This is a genomic window from Paractinoplanes atraurantiacus (assembly GCF_900215205.1).
In the GTDB taxonomy this organism is placed as follows: Bacteria; Actinomycetota; Actinomycetes; order Mycobacteriales; family Micromonosporaceae; genus Actinoplanes; species Actinoplanes atraurantiacus.
This window is the reverse complement of record NZ_OBDY01000015.1, coordinates 89,944-108,091: the sequence shown is the minus strand read 5'-3', so window position 1 is coordinate 108,091 and position 18,148 is coordinate 89,944. Positions and strand designations below refer to the sequence as shown.

At 71.1% G+C, this 18,148-nt stretch carries 18 protein-coding genes and 1 pseudogene; 7 read left to right on the top strand and 12 right to left on the bottom strand.

The features are described from left to right. Positions 1 to 575: 575 nt before the first annotated feature. The 5 genes from CRP55_RS29310 to CRP55_RS29290 form a co-directional block, all read right to left on the bottom strand. Positions 576 to 1,685 carry a VWA domain-containing protein gene (locus CRP55_RS29310; protein WP_097323453.1) on the bottom strand — a complete coding sequence of 370 codons (1,110 nt, stop codon included), beginning with the start codon at positions 1,683 to 1,685 and terminating at the stop codon, positions 576 to 578. After that, on the bottom strand, positions 1,682 to 3,976 hold the full coding sequence (locus CRP55_RS29305) for a DUF5682 family protein (RefSeq protein ID WP_097323451.1): 2,295 nt from the start codon (positions 3,974 to 3,976) through the stop codon (positions 1,682 to 1,684). Before CRP55_RS29305 ends, CRP55_RS29310 begins: the two co-directional genes overlap by 4 nt. A 3-nt stretch (positions 3,977 to 3,979) precedes the next feature. Continuing rightward, positions 3,980 to 5,095, bottom strand: a complete 1,116-nt coding sequence (locus tag CRP55_RS29300) for an ATP-binding protein (protein ID WP_245923452.1) — start codon at positions 5,093 to 5,095, stop codon at positions 3,980 to 3,982. Further along, positions 5,092 to 8,427 carry a DUF4132 domain-containing protein gene (locus tag CRP55_RS29295; protein ID WP_097323449.1) on the bottom strand — a complete coding sequence of 1,112 codons (3,336 nt, stop codon included), beginning with the start codon at positions 8,425 to 8,427 and terminating at the stop codon, positions 5,092 to 5,094. The genes CRP55_RS29300 and CRP55_RS29295 overlap by 4 nt, the downstream gene beginning before the upstream one ends. A gap of 71 nt (positions 8,428 to 8,498) precedes the next feature. Continuing rightward, positions 8,499 to 8,906, bottom strand: coding sequence for a PLD nuclease N-terminal domain-containing protein (locus CRP55_RS29290; RefSeq protein ID WP_097323447.1), 408 nt, complete (start codon positions 8,904 to 8,906; stop codon positions 8,499 to 8,501). A 163-nt stretch (positions 8,907 to 9,069) separates the two neighbouring features. Between CRP55_RS29290 and CRP55_RS29285 the strand changes: the two genes are divergently transcribed. From CRP55_RS29285 to CRP55_RS29275, 3 genes are all read left to right on the top strand, one after another. Continuing rightward, on the top strand, positions 9,070 to 9,417 hold the full coding sequence (locus CRP55_RS29285) for a hypothetical protein (RefSeq protein ID WP_097323445.1): 348 nt from the start codon (positions 9,070 to 9,072) through the stop codon (positions 9,415 to 9,417). 74 nt (positions 9,418 to 9,491) lie between these two features. Next, positions 9,492 to 10,424 carry a glycosyltransferase family 2 protein gene (locus tag CRP55_RS29280; protein ID WP_097323443.1) on the top strand — a complete coding sequence of 311 codons (933 nt, stop codon included), beginning with the start codon at positions 9,492 to 9,494 and terminating at the stop codon, positions 10,422 to 10,424. 35 nt (positions 10,425 to 10,459) lie between these two features. Then, on the top strand, positions 10,460 to 11,656 hold the full coding sequence (locus CRP55_RS29275; protein WP_097323440.1) for an esterase-like activity of phytase family protein: 1,197 nt from the start codon (positions 10,460 to 10,462) through the stop codon (positions 11,654 to 11,656). A 21-nt stretch (positions 11,657 to 11,677) separates the two neighbouring features. Here CRP55_RS29275 and CRP55_RS29270 read toward each other — a convergent pair whose 3' ends face one another. From CRP55_RS29270 to CRP55_RS29255, 4 genes and pseudogenes are all read right to left on the bottom strand, one after another. Beyond that, positions 11,678 to 12,097: a VOC family protein gene (locus tag CRP55_RS29270; RefSeq protein ID WP_097323743.1), complete on the bottom strand. Its 420-nt coding sequence runs from the start codon at positions 12,095 to 12,097 to the stop codon at positions 11,678 to 11,680. A 5-nt stretch (positions 12,098 to 12,102) separates the two neighbouring features. Next, positions 12,103 to 12,525, bottom strand: a complete 423-nt coding sequence (locus CRP55_RS29265) for a helix-turn-helix transcriptional regulator (protein ID WP_179855378.1) — start codon at positions 12,523 to 12,525, stop codon at positions 12,103 to 12,105. 76 nt (positions 12,526 to 12,601) lie between these two features. Beyond that, on the bottom strand, positions 12,602 to 12,919 hold the full coding sequence (locus CRP55_RS29260) for a helix-turn-helix domain-containing protein (RefSeq protein ID WP_097323437.1): 318 nt from the start codon (positions 12,917 to 12,919) through the stop codon (positions 12,602 to 12,604). Beyond that, positions 12,916 to 13,260 (bottom strand): annotated as a pseudogene (locus CRP55_RS29255) (type II toxin-antitoxin system RelE/ParE family toxin). The gene CRP55_RS29260 and the pseudogene CRP55_RS29255 overlap by 4 nt, the downstream one beginning before the upstream one ends. Positions 13,261 to 13,350: 90 nt before the next feature. Between CRP55_RS29255 and CRP55_RS29250 the strand changes: the two are divergent. The 3 genes from CRP55_RS29250 to CRP55_RS29240 are packed head-to-tail and all read left to right on the top strand — an operon-like array spanning position 13,351 to position 15,938. Next, positions 13,351 to 13,911 carry a hypothetical protein gene (locus CRP55_RS29250; protein ID WP_097323434.1) on the top strand — a complete coding sequence of 187 codons (561 nt, stop codon included), beginning with the start codon at positions 13,351 to 13,353 and terminating at the stop codon, positions 13,909 to 13,911. Position 13,912: 1 nt separating this feature from the next. Next, positions 13,913 to 15,262: an acyl-CoA synthetase gene (locus CRP55_RS29245; RefSeq protein WP_218854728.1), complete on the top strand. Its 1,350-nt coding sequence runs from the start codon at positions 13,913 to 13,915 to the stop codon at positions 15,260 to 15,262. Further along, on the top strand, positions 15,255 to 15,938 hold the full coding sequence (locus CRP55_RS29240; protein WP_097323432.1) for an alpha/beta fold hydrolase: 684 nt from the start codon (positions 15,255 to 15,257) through the stop codon (positions 15,936 to 15,938). The genes CRP55_RS29245 and CRP55_RS29240 overlap by 8 nt, the downstream gene beginning before the upstream one ends. A gap of 6 nt (positions 15,939 to 15,944) precedes the next feature. Here CRP55_RS29240 and CRP55_RS55030 read toward each other — a convergent pair whose 3' ends face one another. From CRP55_RS55030 to CRP55_RS55020, 3 genes are read right to left on the bottom strand one after another with little or no spacing between them, the layout of a single operon-like run. Next, on the bottom strand, positions 15,945 to 16,406 hold the full coding sequence (locus CRP55_RS55030; RefSeq protein WP_245923451.1) for an autotransporter-associated beta strand repeat-containing protein: 462 nt from the start codon (positions 16,404 to 16,406) through the stop codon (positions 15,945 to 15,947). Continuing rightward, complete coding sequence (locus CRP55_RS55025) at positions 16,319 to 16,810, bottom strand: phosphatase PAP2 family protein (protein ID WP_245923450.1); 492 nt, start codon at positions 16,808 to 16,810, stop codon at positions 16,319 to 16,321. Before CRP55_RS55025 ends, CRP55_RS55030 begins: the two co-directional genes overlap by 88 nt. Beyond that, the gene (locus tag CRP55_RS55020; RefSeq protein ID WP_245923449.1) at positions 16,807 to 17,178 is read right to left on the bottom strand and encodes a hypothetical protein; all 372 of its coding nucleotides are present in this window, start codon (positions 17,176 to 17,178) and stop codon (positions 16,807 to 16,809) included. The genes CRP55_RS55025 and CRP55_RS55020 overlap by 4 nt, the downstream gene beginning before the upstream one ends. Positions 17,179 to 17,271: 93 nt before the next feature. On the opposite strand from CRP55_RS55020, the gene CRP55_RS29230 reads away from it, so the two are divergent. Further along, complete coding sequence (locus tag CRP55_RS29230; RefSeq protein WP_097323430.1) at positions 17,272 to 18,147, top strand: FAD binding domain-containing protein; 876 nt, start codon at positions 17,272 to 17,274, stop codon at positions 18,145 to 18,147. Position 18,148 lies beyond the last annotated feature (1 nt).

Genomic DNA, 18,148 nt, shown 5'->3' with positions numbered 1-18,148 from the left:
GCTATCGTCCGCGCCGGCACCTTCAGCGCTGCCCGCTTCGCTGTGGCTGCCGCCCGTGCCGTCACCTTCTGCCTTGCCCGCGCCGCCGCGGCTCTCAGCCGTTCCACTTCCGTCGTCGCCGGCGCCTCCACTCGCCCCGGGCCTGGCCGCGGTACCGTCGCCAACCGGCCCGGCGTCGCCAACCGGCCCGGCGTCGCCAACCGGCCCGGCGTCGCCAACCGGCCCGGCCGCGCCCGCTTCGATGTCCGGTGCGGCCGGCGCTGAGGGGGAGCCAGACCGATGGCCGAACGGAGCTTCAGGGCTGTCGGCCATGGCCGACCACTCCTGATAGGCCAGGACGAGGCCGACGACGTGGCGGCAGACGCCTGTGGCGCCGCAACTGCACGTGCCCGCGTCCAAGCCGCCCGGCGGCAGGTCGGTGGCCGTGCCGTCCGGCAGGACCGCGTGGACCGTGCCGTCGGCGTCCTCCGACAGCTTGGGTTTCTCGCGTTCCAGCTCGCGCGTCGCCCTTTTGACCAGGCCGCGGTTGGTCAGCTCGGCCAGGGTGGTGGGCGTGAGCGCCCTCAGGTCGGCTCTCATCGGCCCACCTGCTCGGCGATGAACTGGGCGAGCCGGCCGGGCGTCATCGCGCCGACCGGGGCGCCGACGTTGGCGAGCTTCTGGGCGGTCGCCCGGTCGTACGCCGGATTGGCCTGGTCGTCCAGGGCCGCCAGGCCGAGCACCTTGGTGCCCTGTTCGACCAGGTCGCGGACGGCGCGGACCAGCGTCTGCTCGGAGCCTCCCTCATAGAAGTCGCTGATCAGCGCGACGATCGCCCGCCGCGGCTGCTCGATGAGGCCGGCGCCGTAGAGGACCGCCTTCGCGATGTCCGTGCCGCCGCCCAACTGGACCTTCATGAGCAGCTCGACCGGGTCGTCCACGTCGCTGGTCAGGTCGACCACCTCCGTGTCGAACGCGACCAGGTGCGTGCGCACCCCGGGCAACCCCCACAGGCACGCCGCGGTGACGGCCGAGTGGATGACGGAATCGGTCATCGAGCCCGACTGGTCGACGAGCAGGATCACCTGCCATTGGTCGACCTGCTTACGCGTACGGGAAAAGAAGTGTGGTGTTTCGATGTAAAGCCGCCGCTCGTCGGGCCGGTAATGGCCCAGGTTGGCGCGCAACGTCCGGGTGACGTCGAAGTCGCGCGCCTGTCTCCAGCGGCTCGGCTTGCGCGCCCGGGTCCCGGTGAAGGCGGCCCGCACCTCCGTCGCCATCTTTGCCATGAGGTCGCGGACGACGGCTTCGACGATCCGCCGGGCCAGCCGCAGCACCTCGGGATTCATCAAATGCTTGGTTTGGAGTACGGCTCGGAGCAGCCCCGGATTCGGCTCGATCGTCCGTAGTACCTCGGGGTCGGTGACCACGTCGGTGATCTCGTAGATCTCCACGGCGTCCCGTTGCAGCCGTTCGACCGTCTCCTTGGGGAAGAGCCGCGTGATGTCGCCGAGCCAGTCCACAGTGGTCAGCGCCGACGCGCCGTCCCCGCCACTGCGCACATCGCGCTTGGCGTGCTCGTCGTCCCGCCCGTAGAGCCACCGCAACGCCGCGTCCCGCCGGATCGCCTCCGGACCCAGATCGCCCATGGCGGCCGCCGGATCGCCCAGCACAAGCCGCCACCGCTCGAGATCAGAATCGGTCACGGCACGTCTCCGATGATCAGCGCCTCGCGGCGGAGGACGGTGTCGACGCGGCTGTCCAGGAGCATGCCGGCGGCCACCACCTCGGGGGCGGGGCCGGCCGTGCGGAGCAGGGCGCGGCCGGTGCCGGCCAGGCCGCGCCGGGCCAGGACCTGGCCGGCGATGGTCTCGCGTTCGCGGGGCGGGAAGTATTCGAAGGCCTGGCGCAGGGCGGGCAGCGAGACGAGGAAGTCGTCCGGTGACAGGCCGGAGAGCAGCTCGTCGAGCAACCCGATCACGTCGGGGGAGTGCAGCACCTCCTCGCGGGCCACCGCGAACAAGCCGGCCAGCCAGTCGCCGGCCGAGCGGGGCACGAAAGCGCCGCGCACTCCGCGCAGCGGCTCGACCGCGGCCGGGTCGTCGTGCAGCGCCCAGCGGAAACCGAAGGCGGCGCCGCGCAGGTCGGGCGGCGCTTCCCGGTCGGTGGAGATGCGGGTGGCGACCTCGATCGCGGCTTCCCGGTCCAGCCCGAGTGCCCGGCCCGCGTGCCGCAGGCCGTCACGGCAGGCGGCCAGCGCGCCGATGCGTCCCGGGTCGGCCGGGGCCTCACCGCCGCGTACGCCCTCGGCCAGCCACAGCACACGACGGACCGCCGCCGCGATGACAGTGGCGAGGGTGGCGCTGCGCGCGGTACCGAACAGCCCGTCGTGCCGCCACATCGTCAGCACCACGGCCAGCATCCGGCCGAGAGGCCCGAGATCGGGCGCGCCGCCGACCGCGGCCTCGATGTCGGTCAGGGTGCGGTCGGAGACGTCGGCGGTACCGGACAGCGCCGCGTCGAACAGGACCAGAGCGAGCGCGTCCACGTCCCGCCCGGCCCCGGCCGCCCGCTCGGCGAGCACGGCCGCGCAGGCGTCGGCGAGCGTCGCCCCGTACGCCCCCGCCTCGATCACCGCGGTCAGCCGCTCCGGCCCCGGCCGCAGAGTCCAGCGCTCGCGGAGCACCGGGCTGAGCCCCGTCGTGGGGCCGCTGTCCCGCTGAAAGCCCGGCACCCCCAGCAGCCGCACCCGATGGAGCAGCCGACTGCGCTCCCGGTCGCCCTCGAGCGTGAGATCGAGCTCCAGCTCGGCCGCCCCGTCGAGCCCCGCGCGCTCCAGTTCCGCGTCGAGGTCGTGCACCAGCGGCGGCGCCGGCGTCTCCGGATGCAGCCGCCCGACACGGGTGCCACTGAGCGCGGCCACCATCTCGACCACGACCGGATGGCTGCCGGCTTCGAGGGTTCCCCTTCGCGCCCACGGCAACGGCACGTCAAGGGCTTCCTTGACCAACGCCGACGCGAGCCCGTCCAGCACATCGGTGCGCCCGGGCCGATGATGACCGCGTACGGTCGCAAGCCCTTCCGCCGTCGCCCGCGCCGCGATGAGATCGGCCGTGGACACGGGTTGCCGCTTTTTCCGGAGCCGCTCCGCCACCGCCTCGACGAGATGCCGAGCCGCCCCGTCCGCCCCCGACTCCCACAGCTCCTGGTAATACCCGGGCGACGGCATCCCCGACTGATACCCGTCGAAGGAGTCCAGCCGCCGAAAGGAGTAGGGAACAAGAAAGCTCCCACCCATCGCTCCGTCCGGCATTTCGGGAATGTCCGGCCAGGGAATCGTCGATGATGCGGGCTCGGAGAGGGCGAGCGCCCGCACCAACGCCGGCCGGTGGAAGCCGCCGGTCACGACCACCACGTGCCGGTCGCCGGCGGCGGCCGCGGCCGCCGTTACCCCGGAAGCCATGTACGCCTCGCGGGCCGTGTCGGAGTCGCCGGCCGCGGACTCGCCCCGTACGAGATCGAAGTAGGTCTCCAGCCTTTCCGCGAGGCCCTCCGTGGGCGCTATCTCGAACAGGTGGTCCCACAGCGCGTCGACGTTGTCGACCTCGAACGCCCGGCACAACCGCTCCATCACGTCGGCGTAGCGGAGCTCCGCGTCCGCGTACCGGTTGCTGCGGCCCTCGAACGCCGGATGCCACGCCGGCAGGTCGATGAAGCGCAGCTCGGCCCCGACCGCCCGCCCGTGCGTCAGCGCCGACCACTCCGGCGAGTACTCGCAGAACGGCGCCCACGACGCGTGCCGCCGCGACTCGTCGCGATAGCTGCTGAACACCGCGACCGGCAGCTGATGGCCCAGCAGCAGCTCGCCGACCCGGCCGTTGACGTCGGCCGGGCCCTCGACCAGCACGTACGCGGGCCTCAGGCGGGTGATCGTGTCGGCCACCAGGCGGGCGCAGGCGGGGCTGTGGTGGCGGACCCCGATGAACGTGACCGGCACGGCTCAGCCCGGCAGCAGGTGGCGGGCCTGGTGCAGCGCCCGCCATTGGTGGCCGTCGCGCCAGGTGATCTGCTGGGCCAGGTAGCGGCGCAGCTTGGCCAGGTCTTCCGCGTTGTCCTTGGCCGCCGTCCCGGCCAGGCAGGCCACGATGTCCTCGGCGTTGCCGGCCTCACCGCGCAGGAACCAGCCCCGCAGCCCGACCGCGTGGGCCACCGACACCGCCTCGGCCGTGCTCATCACCGCCGACAGCTTGTCCATCGAGTCGCCCCGGGCCGTCTCGCCGGTGCGCAGCTCGCGGAACGTCGTCACCAGCACCTCGAGCACGTCACGACGAGGCTCGGCCGTCACGCCGGAGCGGGCCAGCAGCCGGGCCGCCTCGTCGGCGACCAGGGTCAGCTCGGTCGCGAAGTCGGCGATCGGGAAGACCGTCTCGAAGTTGAAGCGGCGCTTAAGGGCCGAGCTCATGTCGTTGACGCCCCGGTCGCGGGTGTTCGCGGTCGCGATGATGTTGAAGCCGTCGCGGGCGAACACCATCGACTCGGTGCCGGTCAGCTCGGGAATGGCCAGCACCCGGTCGGACAGCGGGGACAGCAGGCAGTCCTGCACCTCCAGCGGGCAGCGGGTGATCTCCTCGAAACGGACCGTGCGCCCCTCGGCCATGCCGCGCAGCAGTGGCGCCGGCACCAGCGACCGGGTGGACGGCCCCTCGGCGACCAGCAGCGCGTAGTTCCACGAGTAGCGGATCTGGTCTTCCGTCGTCGCCGCCCCGCCCTGGATGGTCAGGGTCGAGTCGCCGCTGACCGCCGCCGCGATCAGCTCGGACAGCAGCGACTTGGCCGTGCCCGGCTCGCCCACCAGCATCAGCCCGCGGCTGGTGGCCAGCGTGATCAGCGCCCGGTCGATCAGCGACGGGTCGCCCACGAACTTGCGGCTCACCTTCAGCGCCGGGTCGCCGACCACGAACCGGCGGGCCGCCTGGACGCTCAGCGCCCAGCCCGGCGGCCGGGCCGCGCTGTCGGCCGCCCGCAGCCGGGCCAGCTCGCCGGCGAAGCGCGCCTCGGCCGGCGGTCGCTGCACACTCTCCGCGGGCTCGGTCACCTCGATCTCGGTGCGGCTCACGCGGTCACCTCCGTGAGGTCGCGGATGATCTCGGACGCGACGACCGGGTCGAGCTCGCGCAGCGCGATCTGGCCGCGCGGGTCGCTGTGCCACCGGCTGCCGGTGCCGTTGTGCAGCATCACCATTGTGATCTTCTGGTCTTCGAACTCGCCGACGTACCCGACCGCGATGCCGGGCTCGAACTCGACGGCCACCTCGACACCGTCCGCGACGGCCAGCTCGATGCGGCTCTGCATGCCCCCGTCCTGCGGCGCCTCACGCCGCCAGCCGCGCCGCTCCAGCCCGAGCAGCTTGGTGGTGGGCACGGTGACCGACTCGAAGCGGGTGAGCCGGCTGCTCGCCGCCTCCTCGGCGCTCAGCGCGAACGTCTGCCGGCTCAGCTGCGGGAACGGCTGGAGGATCTCGTAGTCGGCGAACAGCTCCGACCACGCGGCCAGATCGCCGCCCAGGTGCAGCGGGTGGGCGACGCCCACGGTCGCGTCGTCCGGCAGGGTCGTCTCGTCGTCATCCACGGTGGAGAACGTACGGTCCTCGGCCACCCGGATCGCGCCGAGCGGCTCAGCATCGGCGTCCCACACCGCCCACACGAGCCGCCGCACGATGTGCCACAGCAGCGGATGGTCGACGAACAGCTGCTGGAACTCCCCGGCGCTCCACCGGCGCCCGGTGACCATCGCCCGCTCCAGCCGCCGGACCTGGTCGGTGGCGACCGTCCGCACGTCCTTTTTCAAGGCGGAGAATTGTTTGTACGCCTGCGGCGCCAGCTCCGCGTCGTCGCGCGCGCCCGGCTTGGGCAGCGCCTTGAGGCGTTTGCCGGCCCCGTCGGCCACGTACGGCCGCAGCTGCTCGTCGAAGCCGACCGTGAACTCGCGCCCGCCGTAGTCGAGCCGCAGGCTGCCCGCCGCGTCGAGCCCGAAGTCGGGCACCAGCCGGTCGGCGAGCTGCTCGGCGCTGAGCCCGAGCCCGGCCGCGACCTCGGCCATCTTCTCGTTCGCGGTGTTCTTGAGGCCCTTGAACTTGGCCCGCTGGGCGATGCCGTGCAGCCGCATGAGGGCCACGTCGCTGCCGATCGCGGCCAGGATGTTGACGCCGGTGACCGCCTTGGCGTGCCCGCCGTCGCCCGGCCAGGCCAGGATCAGCGGGGTCAGCCGCCGGACCGTCTCGTCGTCGCCGATCAGGCCGAGCGCCGACAGCGCCCAGTTCTCCTTGCTGTTGGCCCCGGCCGTCTGCCAGCGCTGGAACAGCCCCCACCCGAACTCGGCCAGGCTCGAGGGATCGCAGGACTCACGGACCAGGGCCAGGCCGGCGTACGGGTCGTCGAGCCGCGAGATGGCCAGAATGCTCACCAGACTCGTCACGGCCTCGGGCGGCAGGGCCCCCGAGCCGTCACGCAGCCGCACCGGCGGCAGCAGGCCGGGCACGGCCCACGACGGCACCGGCGGCATCTTCGCCGGCAGCACGCTCAGCGGGTCGGTGCCGAGCAGCACGCCGATCGCGGCGGCGGCCTGCGCCCCGTACGTCTCGGCGGCGGCCCGCACGGCGTCGCCGTGACCGTTGACGGCAAGGGCGAGCAGCGCCTGCTCGGCCTCGCGCCGGGCCGCGCCGGGCTTCTGCAGGGCCGGCGGCACGAGCGCCCGGGCGGCCGCGGCCGGGTGACGCAGGAGCCACTGCGACGCGTGCTGCCGGGTGGTCTTGAGCCGGGCCAGCCAGCCCGCCATCAGCACGGCCACCTCGGGCGACGTGAACGGCGCCAGCAGCGGCGCGTACTCACCCGGGGACTGACGGGCCAGCGAGACGACGACGGGCAGGAAAGCGGTCTCGAACCGGTCGGTGGCGACCCGCATCCACGAGTCGGCGTCATACGCGTACGTGGGCCGCCAATGGTGCAGCACCCGCCGGGCGACGTCGTCGGGCCCGTCGATGAACAGCCGGACCGGATCGTTCCACTGCGATTTACCCGACGCCATCCGGTGGGCGAGCTCCTCCCAGCTCTCCTTCGGCTCGTCGTAGTGCCGGATCGGGGTGGCCCTCCAGGCCTCGCGCTCACCCGGCAGCCACTCCGTCGCCGGGACGTCGTCACAGGTGAGGCCGGCGATGACGACCGGCTTGGCCGCCTTGACCCGGCGCTCCCACGGCGGGTCGGCCAGGACCGGCGGCACGGCCTCGATCGGCGCCGTCACCAGCGACGCGGCCTCGGCGGTGATCGCCTCGACCCGGGCCGCGGCCGCCGCGCTCAGCTCGGGAAGCACCTCGCCGGCCAGGCCGGGGTGGTTGAGCAGATGGGCCCTCAGCAGGTCGTCGTGCCGGCCCGACTCGGCCAGCAGGCGCAGCCCGCGGCGCGGGTAGCGATCGGCCGCCTCGAGCAGATAAGGCGTGACATATTTGCGGCCGGCCCGCTCGACCAGGCCGGCCATCACGTCGTCGCCGGGGAGCACGGCCAGCACACTCAACAGGCGGCGCATGGCATCGGCGTCGCCGGAGTCGGCGTCGAACCAGCCGAACAGCGCGGGCGCGGCGGCCGCACCGACCCCGTCGGCGATGGTGGACAGCATCGCGATCGAGCCCCAGATCGTCCAGCCGCCGGCCAGCGGTGCCAGCTCACCGAACTGCCGGCCGTCGCCGGCGGCGGCGGTCAGCAGGTTGGCCAGATAGGTGTCCTGGGCGGCGACCGTGTCGGCGATGGCCTGCTCGACCCACGCGGTCTCGGTCGGCACGAGCGTGGCCACGGCGGCCCGGGCGTAGAGGTGGCCCTGTCGGTGGCCGGCCAAGGCGGCGACGGCTTCCCGGTACTGCTCGCCGGAGGCGGCCGCGAGCGCCGTGCGTACACGAAGAAGAATCTGCATTTGAACGTCGGCCTGCCAGCTGTGCCGCTGGTGGCCGGGGAGCATGCGCCGCACGCCGTAACGCTGGGCGACTCCGGGCAGAACCGGGCCGTGACTGTGCATGGTCTCCAGCGACATGAGCTCGACGGCCGCCCGCGCGGCGAAGACCGGACCCTGCTCGGCGAGCCAGACATCGGCGAACGCGACCAGCTTGTCACCGGCCTGCCAGTTGCCGAGAGTCACGGCCAGGGCCACCGCGGCGGCGCCGGCCGGCGACACCCCGGGCTGGCCGTCGAGCCAGGCCAGCCCGTCCGCACGCAGGTCGCCGGGCGTCGCCGGCGCTTCGAGGACCGGCCGCACGACCTCGGCCCGCCGGGTGAGCTCCGCGTCGACGAACGCGCGCGCCTTTTTGTCGGGCGTGAACGTCGCCGGCCCGGAGCCGCCCCGGCGGGCGAAGCGGTGCCTGAGCCAACCGGCGGGGAAGTCGAAGGTGTCCTCGGGAGTCTGCATGCGCCAACCTTTGGTTCCGGCCCATCACGAACTTGGTGCCGGGAAGGCTAGCGGTGGGGTCCGACAAAAACTCAGGCGGCGCTCTTGGCCAGGGCGGACGCCTTCAACCGGTCGTACTCCTCGGCCGTGATCGCGCCCGAGTCGAGCAGGCCCTTGGCCGAGGAGATCTCGTCGGTCACGCTGCGCGCCCCGCCGTTGGAGCCGGCGACCGACCGGATGTACGCGTCCTGCTGCTGCCGCAACGCGGTCTGGCTGGCGGCGGTCCGCTCGGCCATGCCGCCACCGCGGGCGATGAGGTAAACGAGCGTCCCGATCAGCGGCAGGATGATGATGAACAGGGTCCAGAACGTCTTGGCCCAGCCGCCCAGGTCCTTGCTGCGGAACAGGTCGCCGAAGATCCAGAACAAGCACATGAACCAGGCGATGAACAGAAAGAACTCGAACGTCGCCAGGAGGAAGGAACCGTTGTCGTCGAACATCGGGGTGCCCTTCGCCAGGGGTGAGGAGATGTGGCACCCAGTGCACGCCCTCCGCCGCCTCCCGACCTCCTCCGCCACGGATTAAATCCACCGGTCATCCTGCCGGCCGCCCCTCCGGACCCGGGTGTGGCTGGTGGGACGGGGTTTGGCAAGCTCTTAGCCCGTGGAAGCACTTCGGCTCATCCTGCTCTTCATCCACCTGATCGGGTTCGCGCTGCTGCTCGGTGGGGCGGTCGCGCAATTCGTGTCGGGCAAGTTCCGGATCAATCCGGCGATCCTGTGGGGGTCGATCATCCAGCTGGTCAGCGGGATCGGTCTCGCCGCGCCGCTGCGCGGGGGTGGCGACGACGAGCCGAGCCCGGTCAAGCTGGGTGTGAAGCTGGTCATCGCGATCCTGATCTTCATCATGGTCTTCATCCCGCGTAAGCGTGCGGCCGTGAACAAGGGTCACTTCATCGGCATCATCACGCTGACGCTGGTCAACGCCGCCGTCGCAGTCTTCTGGCGGTGAATTCTCATGTGATTCATAGGGTCGCGCTCTAGGGTTCCCATTCCCCCCAAAGCGCCACCCTCCGGAGTGCCGTCATGACCGGTATCGACGTCAGCATTGTCATCCCCACGCACTCCGAGCGCCGTTGGGAGTCGCTGAGGCGTACGGTCAAGTCCGCCCTGGCCCAGGAAAAGCCGCCCACCGAAGTCATCGTGGTGGTCGACCACAACGCCGCCCTTTTCGAGCGCGCCCGAACGGAACTCTCCGGCGTCACTGTGCTGGAGAACACTTCCGTTCGCGGCGCCTCCGGAAATCGCAACACCGGCGCCTTTCACGCGCGGTCGGAACTGATCGCCTTCCTCGACGACGACACCGTGGCCCACCCGGGCTGGCTCGGCCATCTCGCCTCGCAGTTCACCGACCGCGCGGTGGCCGGCGCCGGCGGCAGCATCCGGCCCGCCTGGGAGCACCACCGGCCGGCCTGGATGCCGGACGAGCTGCTCTGGACCGTCGGTGTCTCGTACGAGGGAATGCCCACCGCCGTCGCCGAGATCCGCAATGTGTGGTCGGCCGGCATGATGGTGCGCCGCGAGGCCTTCGCCGCGGTCGGCGGTTTCCGGGCCGGTTTCGGGAAGCTGGGCGATGAGAACCGGCCCGAGGACACCGAATTGTGCCTGCGGATCAGCGCCGAGACCGGCGGCCGCTGGATGTACGTGCCGGAATCGGTCATCGAGCACGACGTTCCGGTCGACCGCAGCACGTTCCGTTTCTTCCTGCGCCGCTGCTATGCCGAGGGGCGCGGAAAGGTGCAGATGTCGGCTCTGCTGCCACGCGATCAGAAACTCGGAACGGAACAGGACTATCTGCGCCGTGTCCTTCCCCGCGCCGTCGTCCGCAATCTGGCCGCCGCCACCATGGGCCGCGGTGGCTTTCACGCGCTGCGGGCCGTCACTGTCATCGCGGCGGTCGCGGCGGCCGGTTTCGGCGGGGGAGTGGAGACATTGGCGCAGACTCCACCAAGAGGTTGATCACGCGTAACCCCGGATCCTTAGCGTCCAGCCTCATGCGAAAGACGGTCGCTAATGTTCTCGCCGCCTCTGGCGCGCTTGCCCTGACTCTCACCCTTACCGGCACCGCCAACGCCGGCGGCCACTCCATCGCCAAGCCCACCCTCACCGGTTTCGCCTCGCTTCCGGCCGCCACCTTCGTGCCCGGCAGCGAGCCGTCCGGCGCGCAGGCGTCCGGCAACACCAACGGCTTCACGCTGCCCTTCGCCGACCAGCCCGTCCAGGGCTTCTCCGGCATCGCCGACAACGGCGACGGCACCTTCGACGTGCTCTCCGACAACGGCTACGGCACGCAGGCCAGCTCGGCCGACTTCCTGCTCCGCATCCAGCGGCTGGCGCCCGTCTTCACGACGAACAAGGTCGACGTGCTCGGCGGCATCAACCTCACGGACCCCAGTGGGTACGTCCCCTGGAAGCTCACCCGCGAGGACCGGGTGCTCACCGGCGCCGACTTCGACGTCGAGTCCATCGTGAAGGGCGGCGACGGCTCGTACTGGATCGGCGACGAGTTCGGCCCGTACCTGCTGAACTTCGACCGCGCCGGCCGCCTGCTGCGCGCGCCGATCGCCCTCGACGGCGTGGTGGCTCCGGAGACCGCCGCCCGCACCGGGGTCACCGCGACGGCCCGCAGCAGCAAGGGTTTCGAGGGCATGGCCGCCTCGCCCGACGGCCGCTACCTCTACCCGCTGCTGGAGGGCACCGTCACCGGTGACCCGGCCGGCCGGCTGCGCCTCAACGAGTTCGACCGCCGCGCCGCCAAGTACACCGGCAAGCGTTTCGTATACCAGCTCGAGAGCCCCGACAACGCGATCGGCGACGCCATCGCCGTCGACAAGGACCGCTTCCTGGTCATCGAGCGCGACAACGGCCAGGGCGCCACCGCGGTCTTCAAGCGCGTCTATGTGGCCGACAAGCGCGACCGCAACCGTGACGGCCTGCTCGACAAGACCCTGCTGGTCGACCTGATGAACGTCGCGAACCCGCGCAAGCTCGCCGGTTTCGGCACCACGTTCACCTTCCCGTTCCAGACCATCGAGGACGTCGTCATCCTGGACGACAAGACCATCGCGGTGCTGAACGACAACAACTTCCCGTTCTCGAGCGGTCGTACGGCGGGTGTCGCCGACGACAATGAGTGGATCACCATCGCCCTGCCGAAGCCCCTGAACGCCGACAAGCGCGTCCTCAGGTAGCCCCCGGGTGCCGGGCGGGCCTCATGCCTGCCCGGCACGCTGGTTGATCCGCAGCATGTTGCCGGCCGGATCGCGGAAGGCGCAGTCCCTCACCCCGTACGGCTGATCGATCGGCTCCTGCAGCACCTCGCCCCCGCCCGCCCGGACCCGCTCGAAGGCCGCGTCGACGTCGTCCGTGCTCAGCACCACCCCTTTGAGCAGCCCCTTGGCCAGCAGCTCGGCCATGGCCCGCCGATCCTCACCGGAGGCGTTCGGGTCGGCGATGAGAGGTTCGAGGACGATGCTCACCTCAGGCTGCGAGGGCGACCCGAGGCTCACCCACCGCATCCCCTCGAACGCGACGTCGCTGCGCACCTCGAGCCCGAGCGCGTCCCGATAGAAGGTCAGCGCCCGCTCATGGTCGTCGACCGCGATGAAACAGCTGGAAAGCGCGATACTCATGCCCGTCACGCTAGGCCGCGGCCACGTACTCCGGCTTCTCCGTTCCTGACCGGCCTGGTGTAGATCTTCGCGATGCACGCCGGAATGCCCTGGTCCCGGTGGTCGCGGGCGCGGTAGGCGCTGGGGCTCTCCCCGACGAGCTCGGTGAACCGGGAACTGAACGACCCCAGCGACGTACAGCCCACCGCGAAGCACACCTCGGTCACCGACAGGTCCCCGCGCCGCAGAAGCGCCTTGGCCCGTTCGATCCGCCGGGTCATGAGATAGCTGTACGGGGTCTCCCCGAACGCGCTGCGAAAGCTCCGCGAGAAATGCCCGGGCGACATCAGCGCCACCCGAGCAAGAGCAGGCACATCAAGCGGCTCCGCATAGTCCCGATCCATCACATCCCGGGCCCGCCGCAGCCGCCGCAGATCCTCCAGCTCCATCAGCCCACCATCTCATGGGCGAACCTGCCTAGGATGATGTAACGATGGTGCTCTCCTGAATCCGCTTACGTCGACGTCATGCGATCGCCGAGATGTTCCCATCGTCGAAGTAAATCGCCTGGTGGAGTCGTCCGCCCAGCGCGGACGCATAGCGGGCGACCACGTCCTGTCCCGAAAGTTTGCCTTTCTCGATCTGCGAGATGCGTCCCTTGGTGACTCCCATGCGCTCCGCGACCTGCTGTTGAGTCAAGCCGCGGGCCCGTCGGATCTCGGCGAGGCGATGTCCGACAACGGCGGCGAGCAACTCTTGCTTGCCGGCTTCAACCGCCTCTTCGCCCCCCGCCCGTTCGACGTGTTCGGCGCGGATGTCGCTCCAGCGCGTGTACTTGCTCACGACTCGTGAACCTCCTCCTCGGCGCGTTCCTTCAAGTAGATGTCATAGCGTTGTTCGGCCAGGGGGATGGCTTTGGTGTACCAGCGGGTCCAGTGCCCGGCCTTGTCGCCGGCGACAAGCAGGATGGTGGATCGCTACGGATCGAAAGCAAACAAGATCCGGACGCTGCCGGAGCGTAACTCCTTCAAGTTGGCGATCGTCGAGCCGCGGATGGTGTCGACCGGAGGTCGCCCAAGTCCGGGACCGATTTCGGCCAAGAGGTCGAGGGCTTCGACGATGCGTTTATGGCTGGCGGAGTCCAGGCTGTCGATCCAGTCTCGAACCTCGTCCACGAGATAGATCGCCCATTCCTCGGCTGCCGTCGTGCGAGTATAGCAAACGCTAAACCATGGAAACGCTCTTCGCGGTCGGCTGAGGGCTAGGGTGAGTCGGTGAGCCCAGTCGCTGTTGCTTGGATCGACCGCCAGTACGACCGGGAGAACGGTGGGCGGTTCGCGGAGCATGTGCTGGCCGGGGCCAAGGAGTTCGCGGGCTGCTGGGGTGACATCTCGCCGGTCGGGTTCGCCTGTGTGGCCTGGGGACTGGCCACGGCTCCCCGGCTTGATCCCGGATACGTGCGGCTTCACCGGCGGGTGCTGGCGGCCGACTGTGTGCGCAACGAGTGGGACGGGTCGCTGACCGTCCAGGTGCGACTCGTCGCCCCGTGGCCGGAGGCGCTCGCGGGGGACCAGGTCTGGCAGCAGGACCGTGGGTGGCGGGGGTGGCCCGAGACGTTCGGGCAGTTCCTTCAGCCGTCGCAGGAGGAGCTGAGCCGGGTTCCGCATGTGCGTTCCGCCCTTCTGGTCGACGCTCCCGTTCAGCTCGGCGCGCTGCCGCCTGTTCCGGACGGGCCGGGCCCGGCCATGGTGGACCTCGCCGAGCGGGCCGTCACCGTTCTGGTCCGTGAGGTCAATGACCTGCTCGGGCCGATGCTGACCCGATTGGAGGCCTGACGTGCGACGGCTGCTGGACGCGCTGCACGATCCCGCCGATCTCGCCGATGCCGTTCGCGATCCGCGGGTGAGCCTTTCGCGGCACGAGCTTCTGGGGCGGGCCGCCGCGCTCGCGCGGGAGCTGGACGGCGCTCGAACCGTTGCCGTGCATGCCACTCCGGGCGTCGAGACCGTTGTCGCGATCACGGCCGCCCTGCTCGCCGGCGTCAAAGCCGTTCCGGTGCCGCCGGACGCGGGGGAACTGGAGCGGGCGCATCTGCTGCGTGACTCCGGCGCCGAACTCATGCTCTCCGACGATCCGGGCGCCGGCGGGACCATCGTTCCCATCACGCGGAAACGGCCGCCCGGCGATGTGCCGGCGGAACCCGGGCCCGACACCGCCGCCCTCGTCCTCTACACCAGCGGCACCACCGGGCCACCCAAGGGCGTCGTCCTCTCCCGCGCCGCGCTCGCCGCCGATCTCGACGCGCTCGCCGAGGTGTGGCAGTGGACCGCCGACGACACGCTTGTGCACGGGCTGCCGCTCTTCCACGTCCACGGGCTCGTCCTGGGTGTGCTCGGCCCGCTGAGGCTCGGCTCGCGCCTCGCCCATACAGGCAGACCAACCCCGCAGATGTACGCCGCCACGCGCGGCACGATGTATTTCGGCGTTCCCACCGTCTGGTCCCGCATCTGCGCCGCCCCGGCGCAAGCCCGCGAGCTGAGAAGCGCCCGCCTTCTCGTCTCCGGCAGCGCCCCGCTTCCCGTTCCCGTCTTCGACGACCTCAGGGCGCTCACCGGGCAGGCCCCGATCGAGCGTTACGGCATGACCGAAACCCTCATCACCGTCAGCACCCGCGCCGACGGCGAACGCCGGCCGGGCCACGTCGGCCTCCCGGTGCCGGGCGTCGAGACCCGCCTCATAGACGAGGCCGGCGGCATCGGCCATCTTCAGGTGCGCGGCCCGACCCTCTTCGACGGCTACCTCAACCAGCCGCCGCGCGAGGACGGCTGGTACACGACCGGCGACGTCGCCACGATCGGCCCGGACGGCTGGCACCGCATCGTCGGCCGCGCCTCCACCGATCTCATCAAGACCGGCGGCTACCGGGTCGGCGCCGGTGAGGTCGAGGACGCGCTTCTGCTGCACCCGGCGGTCCGCGAGGCCGCCGTCGTCGGCATCCCCCATCCGGACCTTGGGGAGCAGATCACCGCGTACGTCGTCGCGGACTCTGTGAGGGGCGAGGAGCTGACGGCGTTCGTGGCCGAGCGCCTGGCCGTCCACAAGCGGCCCCGGGTCGTCCATCTCGTCGGCGAGCTGCCCCGCAACGCGATGGGCAAGGTGCAGAAGGCGGTGCTGAAGCATGGCTGACACCGTCGTCTTCATCGCCTACCTGGGTGGCGAGGGCAGCGTCTGGCAGCCCGTCCTCGACGTGCTCCCGGACGGGATCCGCGCCTTCACCTACGACCGGCCGGGTCTCGGCGACGCCCCGCCGCGCCCGGCGCCGAACCCGCCGCTGTCCTACCACGCGTTCGCCGACGAGCTGGCCGCGGAGCTTCCGCCCGGCAGGGTCGTCCTCGTCGGGCATTCGTTCGGTGCGCTCATCGCGCGGGCGTTCGCGAGCCGCTACCCCGAGCGGGTGGCCGGCTTCGTCTGCGTGGACGGCTCGCTCCCGCAGCTGACGCTGCTTCCCGACGGGAAGCCGTTGGACGACGGCGGCACCGAGCTCGACCTCATCACCGGCCAGGTCGAGATGCTCACCGCCGTGATCCCGGACGTTCCCACCGTGGTTCTGGTCCGGCAGCGCGGCTGGTGGTCGACCGGCAAGCCGCCGCATCCGGCCATCGACGACCTGTGGCATGTCAGCCAGCGCCTGCTCGCCGAGCAGTGGCACGCTCCGGTGATCGTCGCCGAGCGCTCCGGCCACATGATCCCGGCCCATCAGCCCGCCCTGGTCGTCTACGCGATCGAGCTGGTCCTGAGCGGGCGCCCCGTGCCCGACGAGGCCCGCTTGGCCGAGCTGGGGGCCACGAGAGGGCCGCGGTGACCACCGTCAGGCGGGGCGGATGGTTACCGCCACGGTGGTCCGGGTGTAGGTCACGTGGGCCCGGCAGCCGGGCTTGACGACGACGCGGGCGAACCGGCCGCTGACCCGGCGCGCCGAGATGACAACGGGTCCCGCGACCTCGAGTGTCGTGTCGCGCCCGATGGTGAGGCCGCCCGACACCTTGACGGCACTGCCGGCCTGAACGCTGAGGGTGCCCGCGCTGTGCTTGTAGGAGCCGCGCACGCGTACGGCCGAAGCCGCCCGTAGCGTGCCCCCGGCGACCAGCAGCGACCCCGTGCCGAGCGCGCACGGCGACGCCGCCACAAGGGTGCCCGCGGTCGGCGTGGTGCCGCCCCGGTAGCTGTTCGCCCCGATCAGGGTCAGCGAGCCGGAGCCTGACTTGACCAGCCGGCCCGGGCCGTCGATGTCATTGCGCCAGGTGCCGGCGCCGTCGAGCGAGACCGCCACGTCGCGGGCGAACGAGCCGTAGCCGTCGGCCGCCGCCCACAGGTCCAGCTGCCCCCAGTGCTCGGGCCCGTCCAGCAGCGGGCAGCCGCCGCCGCGAGCGCCGTGGCCAGGATGCGGCCGCCGATGACGTCGACCGGCGAGTGCATGCCGGCGACGATGCGCGTTTCGCTCAGGTCGAACGCGGCCGTGACCAGTTCCTGGAAGCGCGGAGGGATCGCGTAGGCGAAGGCGAGCGCGGCCAGATGGAAGGCGTTGGTGTGCCCGCTGGGGAAGCCGCCGTCGCCGGCCGGGTTGAGGCTGCGCTGACGGAGCAGCTGCGGGACGACGCTGACCGGCGAGGCGTAGACCGGGTAGCCCAGCTCCTCGATCGTGCCGGTGTCGGCAACCTCGCTGCCGAAATTCATCCGCCACGGACGAGGAAATTGATAGGCGGCCTTCGACGGGTTGCCCGAGGAGTAGGTGCCGCGGACTGGCCGAGGGCCGAGGTGGGCGAGCCGGCCCCGAGCGCGGAGTCGGCCGGCGAGCTGTCGCTGACCGTGGTCGGTGGGGTGGTGGTGATGCCGGTGACGGCGAGCGAGCCGGCCTTGTACGCGCCGGCGAGCGGCCCGAGACCGGCGATGACCGCGTAGCTCTGGTGCTGCCGGTCCTGCACGTAGGCGCGGGCGACGACGGGAAACAGGCACAGTCCGCCGAGACCGTTGGGGGCGGTCGCGGCCGGGGGAGCGAACTTGCGCAGGTCAGCGGATGAATGCTGCGCGAACGCGGCCGTCATCGTTACGCAGGGAGACTTAAGAGATCCCTTAGGTAGCTGTTGACATTGGAACGGACGCGAGGAAGTCTCACCCGCGATTGCGGGAGGTGCATCGTGCAGGTGCCGGCTCCGTTCGAATACGAACGCGCCACCACTGTGGACCATGCCATCGGGCTGTTGGAACGTTTGGGCAGCTCAGCGCGGCTCGTGGCGGGTGGGCACAGCCTCCTGCCGATGATGAAGCTGCGGTTGGCCAACTTCGAGTATCTGATCGACATCAATCCGCTCCACGAGGAGCTGGGTTACATAAAGACCAGTTCTGATGAGGTACGCATCGGGGCCCTGACCCGGCATCGTGAGCTGCTCGAGTCCGATGCGCTGGCCGCCGCGTTCCCGATCTTCCGGGACGCCGAGCGGGTGATCGCCGACCCGATCGTGCGCAACCGTGGCACGCTGGGCGGCTCGCTCTGCCAGGCCGACCCGTCCGAAGACCTGTCCGCCGTGTGCACCACGCTCGACGCCAGCTGCGTCATCCGCGGCCCCGGTGGGGCCGAGCGGGTCGTGAGCATGGAGGACTTCCACGTCGGGCCCTACGAGACGGCCGTCGGCGACGACGAGATGCTCACCGAGATCCGGATTCCGCTGCGCCCGGGTGGCGGCAGCGCGTACGAGAAGGTCGAGCGCCGCGCCGGCGACTGGGCCGTGGTCTCGGCCGGTGCGGCGGTCTGGCTGGCCGCCGACGGCACCATCGACGACGCCCGGGTGGGCCTGGCCGCGGCGGGGCCGAACACGACCGGCATCCCGGAGATCTCGGCCGCGCTCACCGGCCACGCTCCCGCCGAGGAGTTGTACGAGCAGGCCGGGGCGATCGCGGCGCGCAGCTGCGATCCGGCCACCGACCAGCGGGGCAGCGCCGAGTACAAGCGGCACCTCGCCAACGAGCTGACCAGGCGGACGCTGAGGCGGGCCGTCGAGCGGGCGAGGAGCTGAC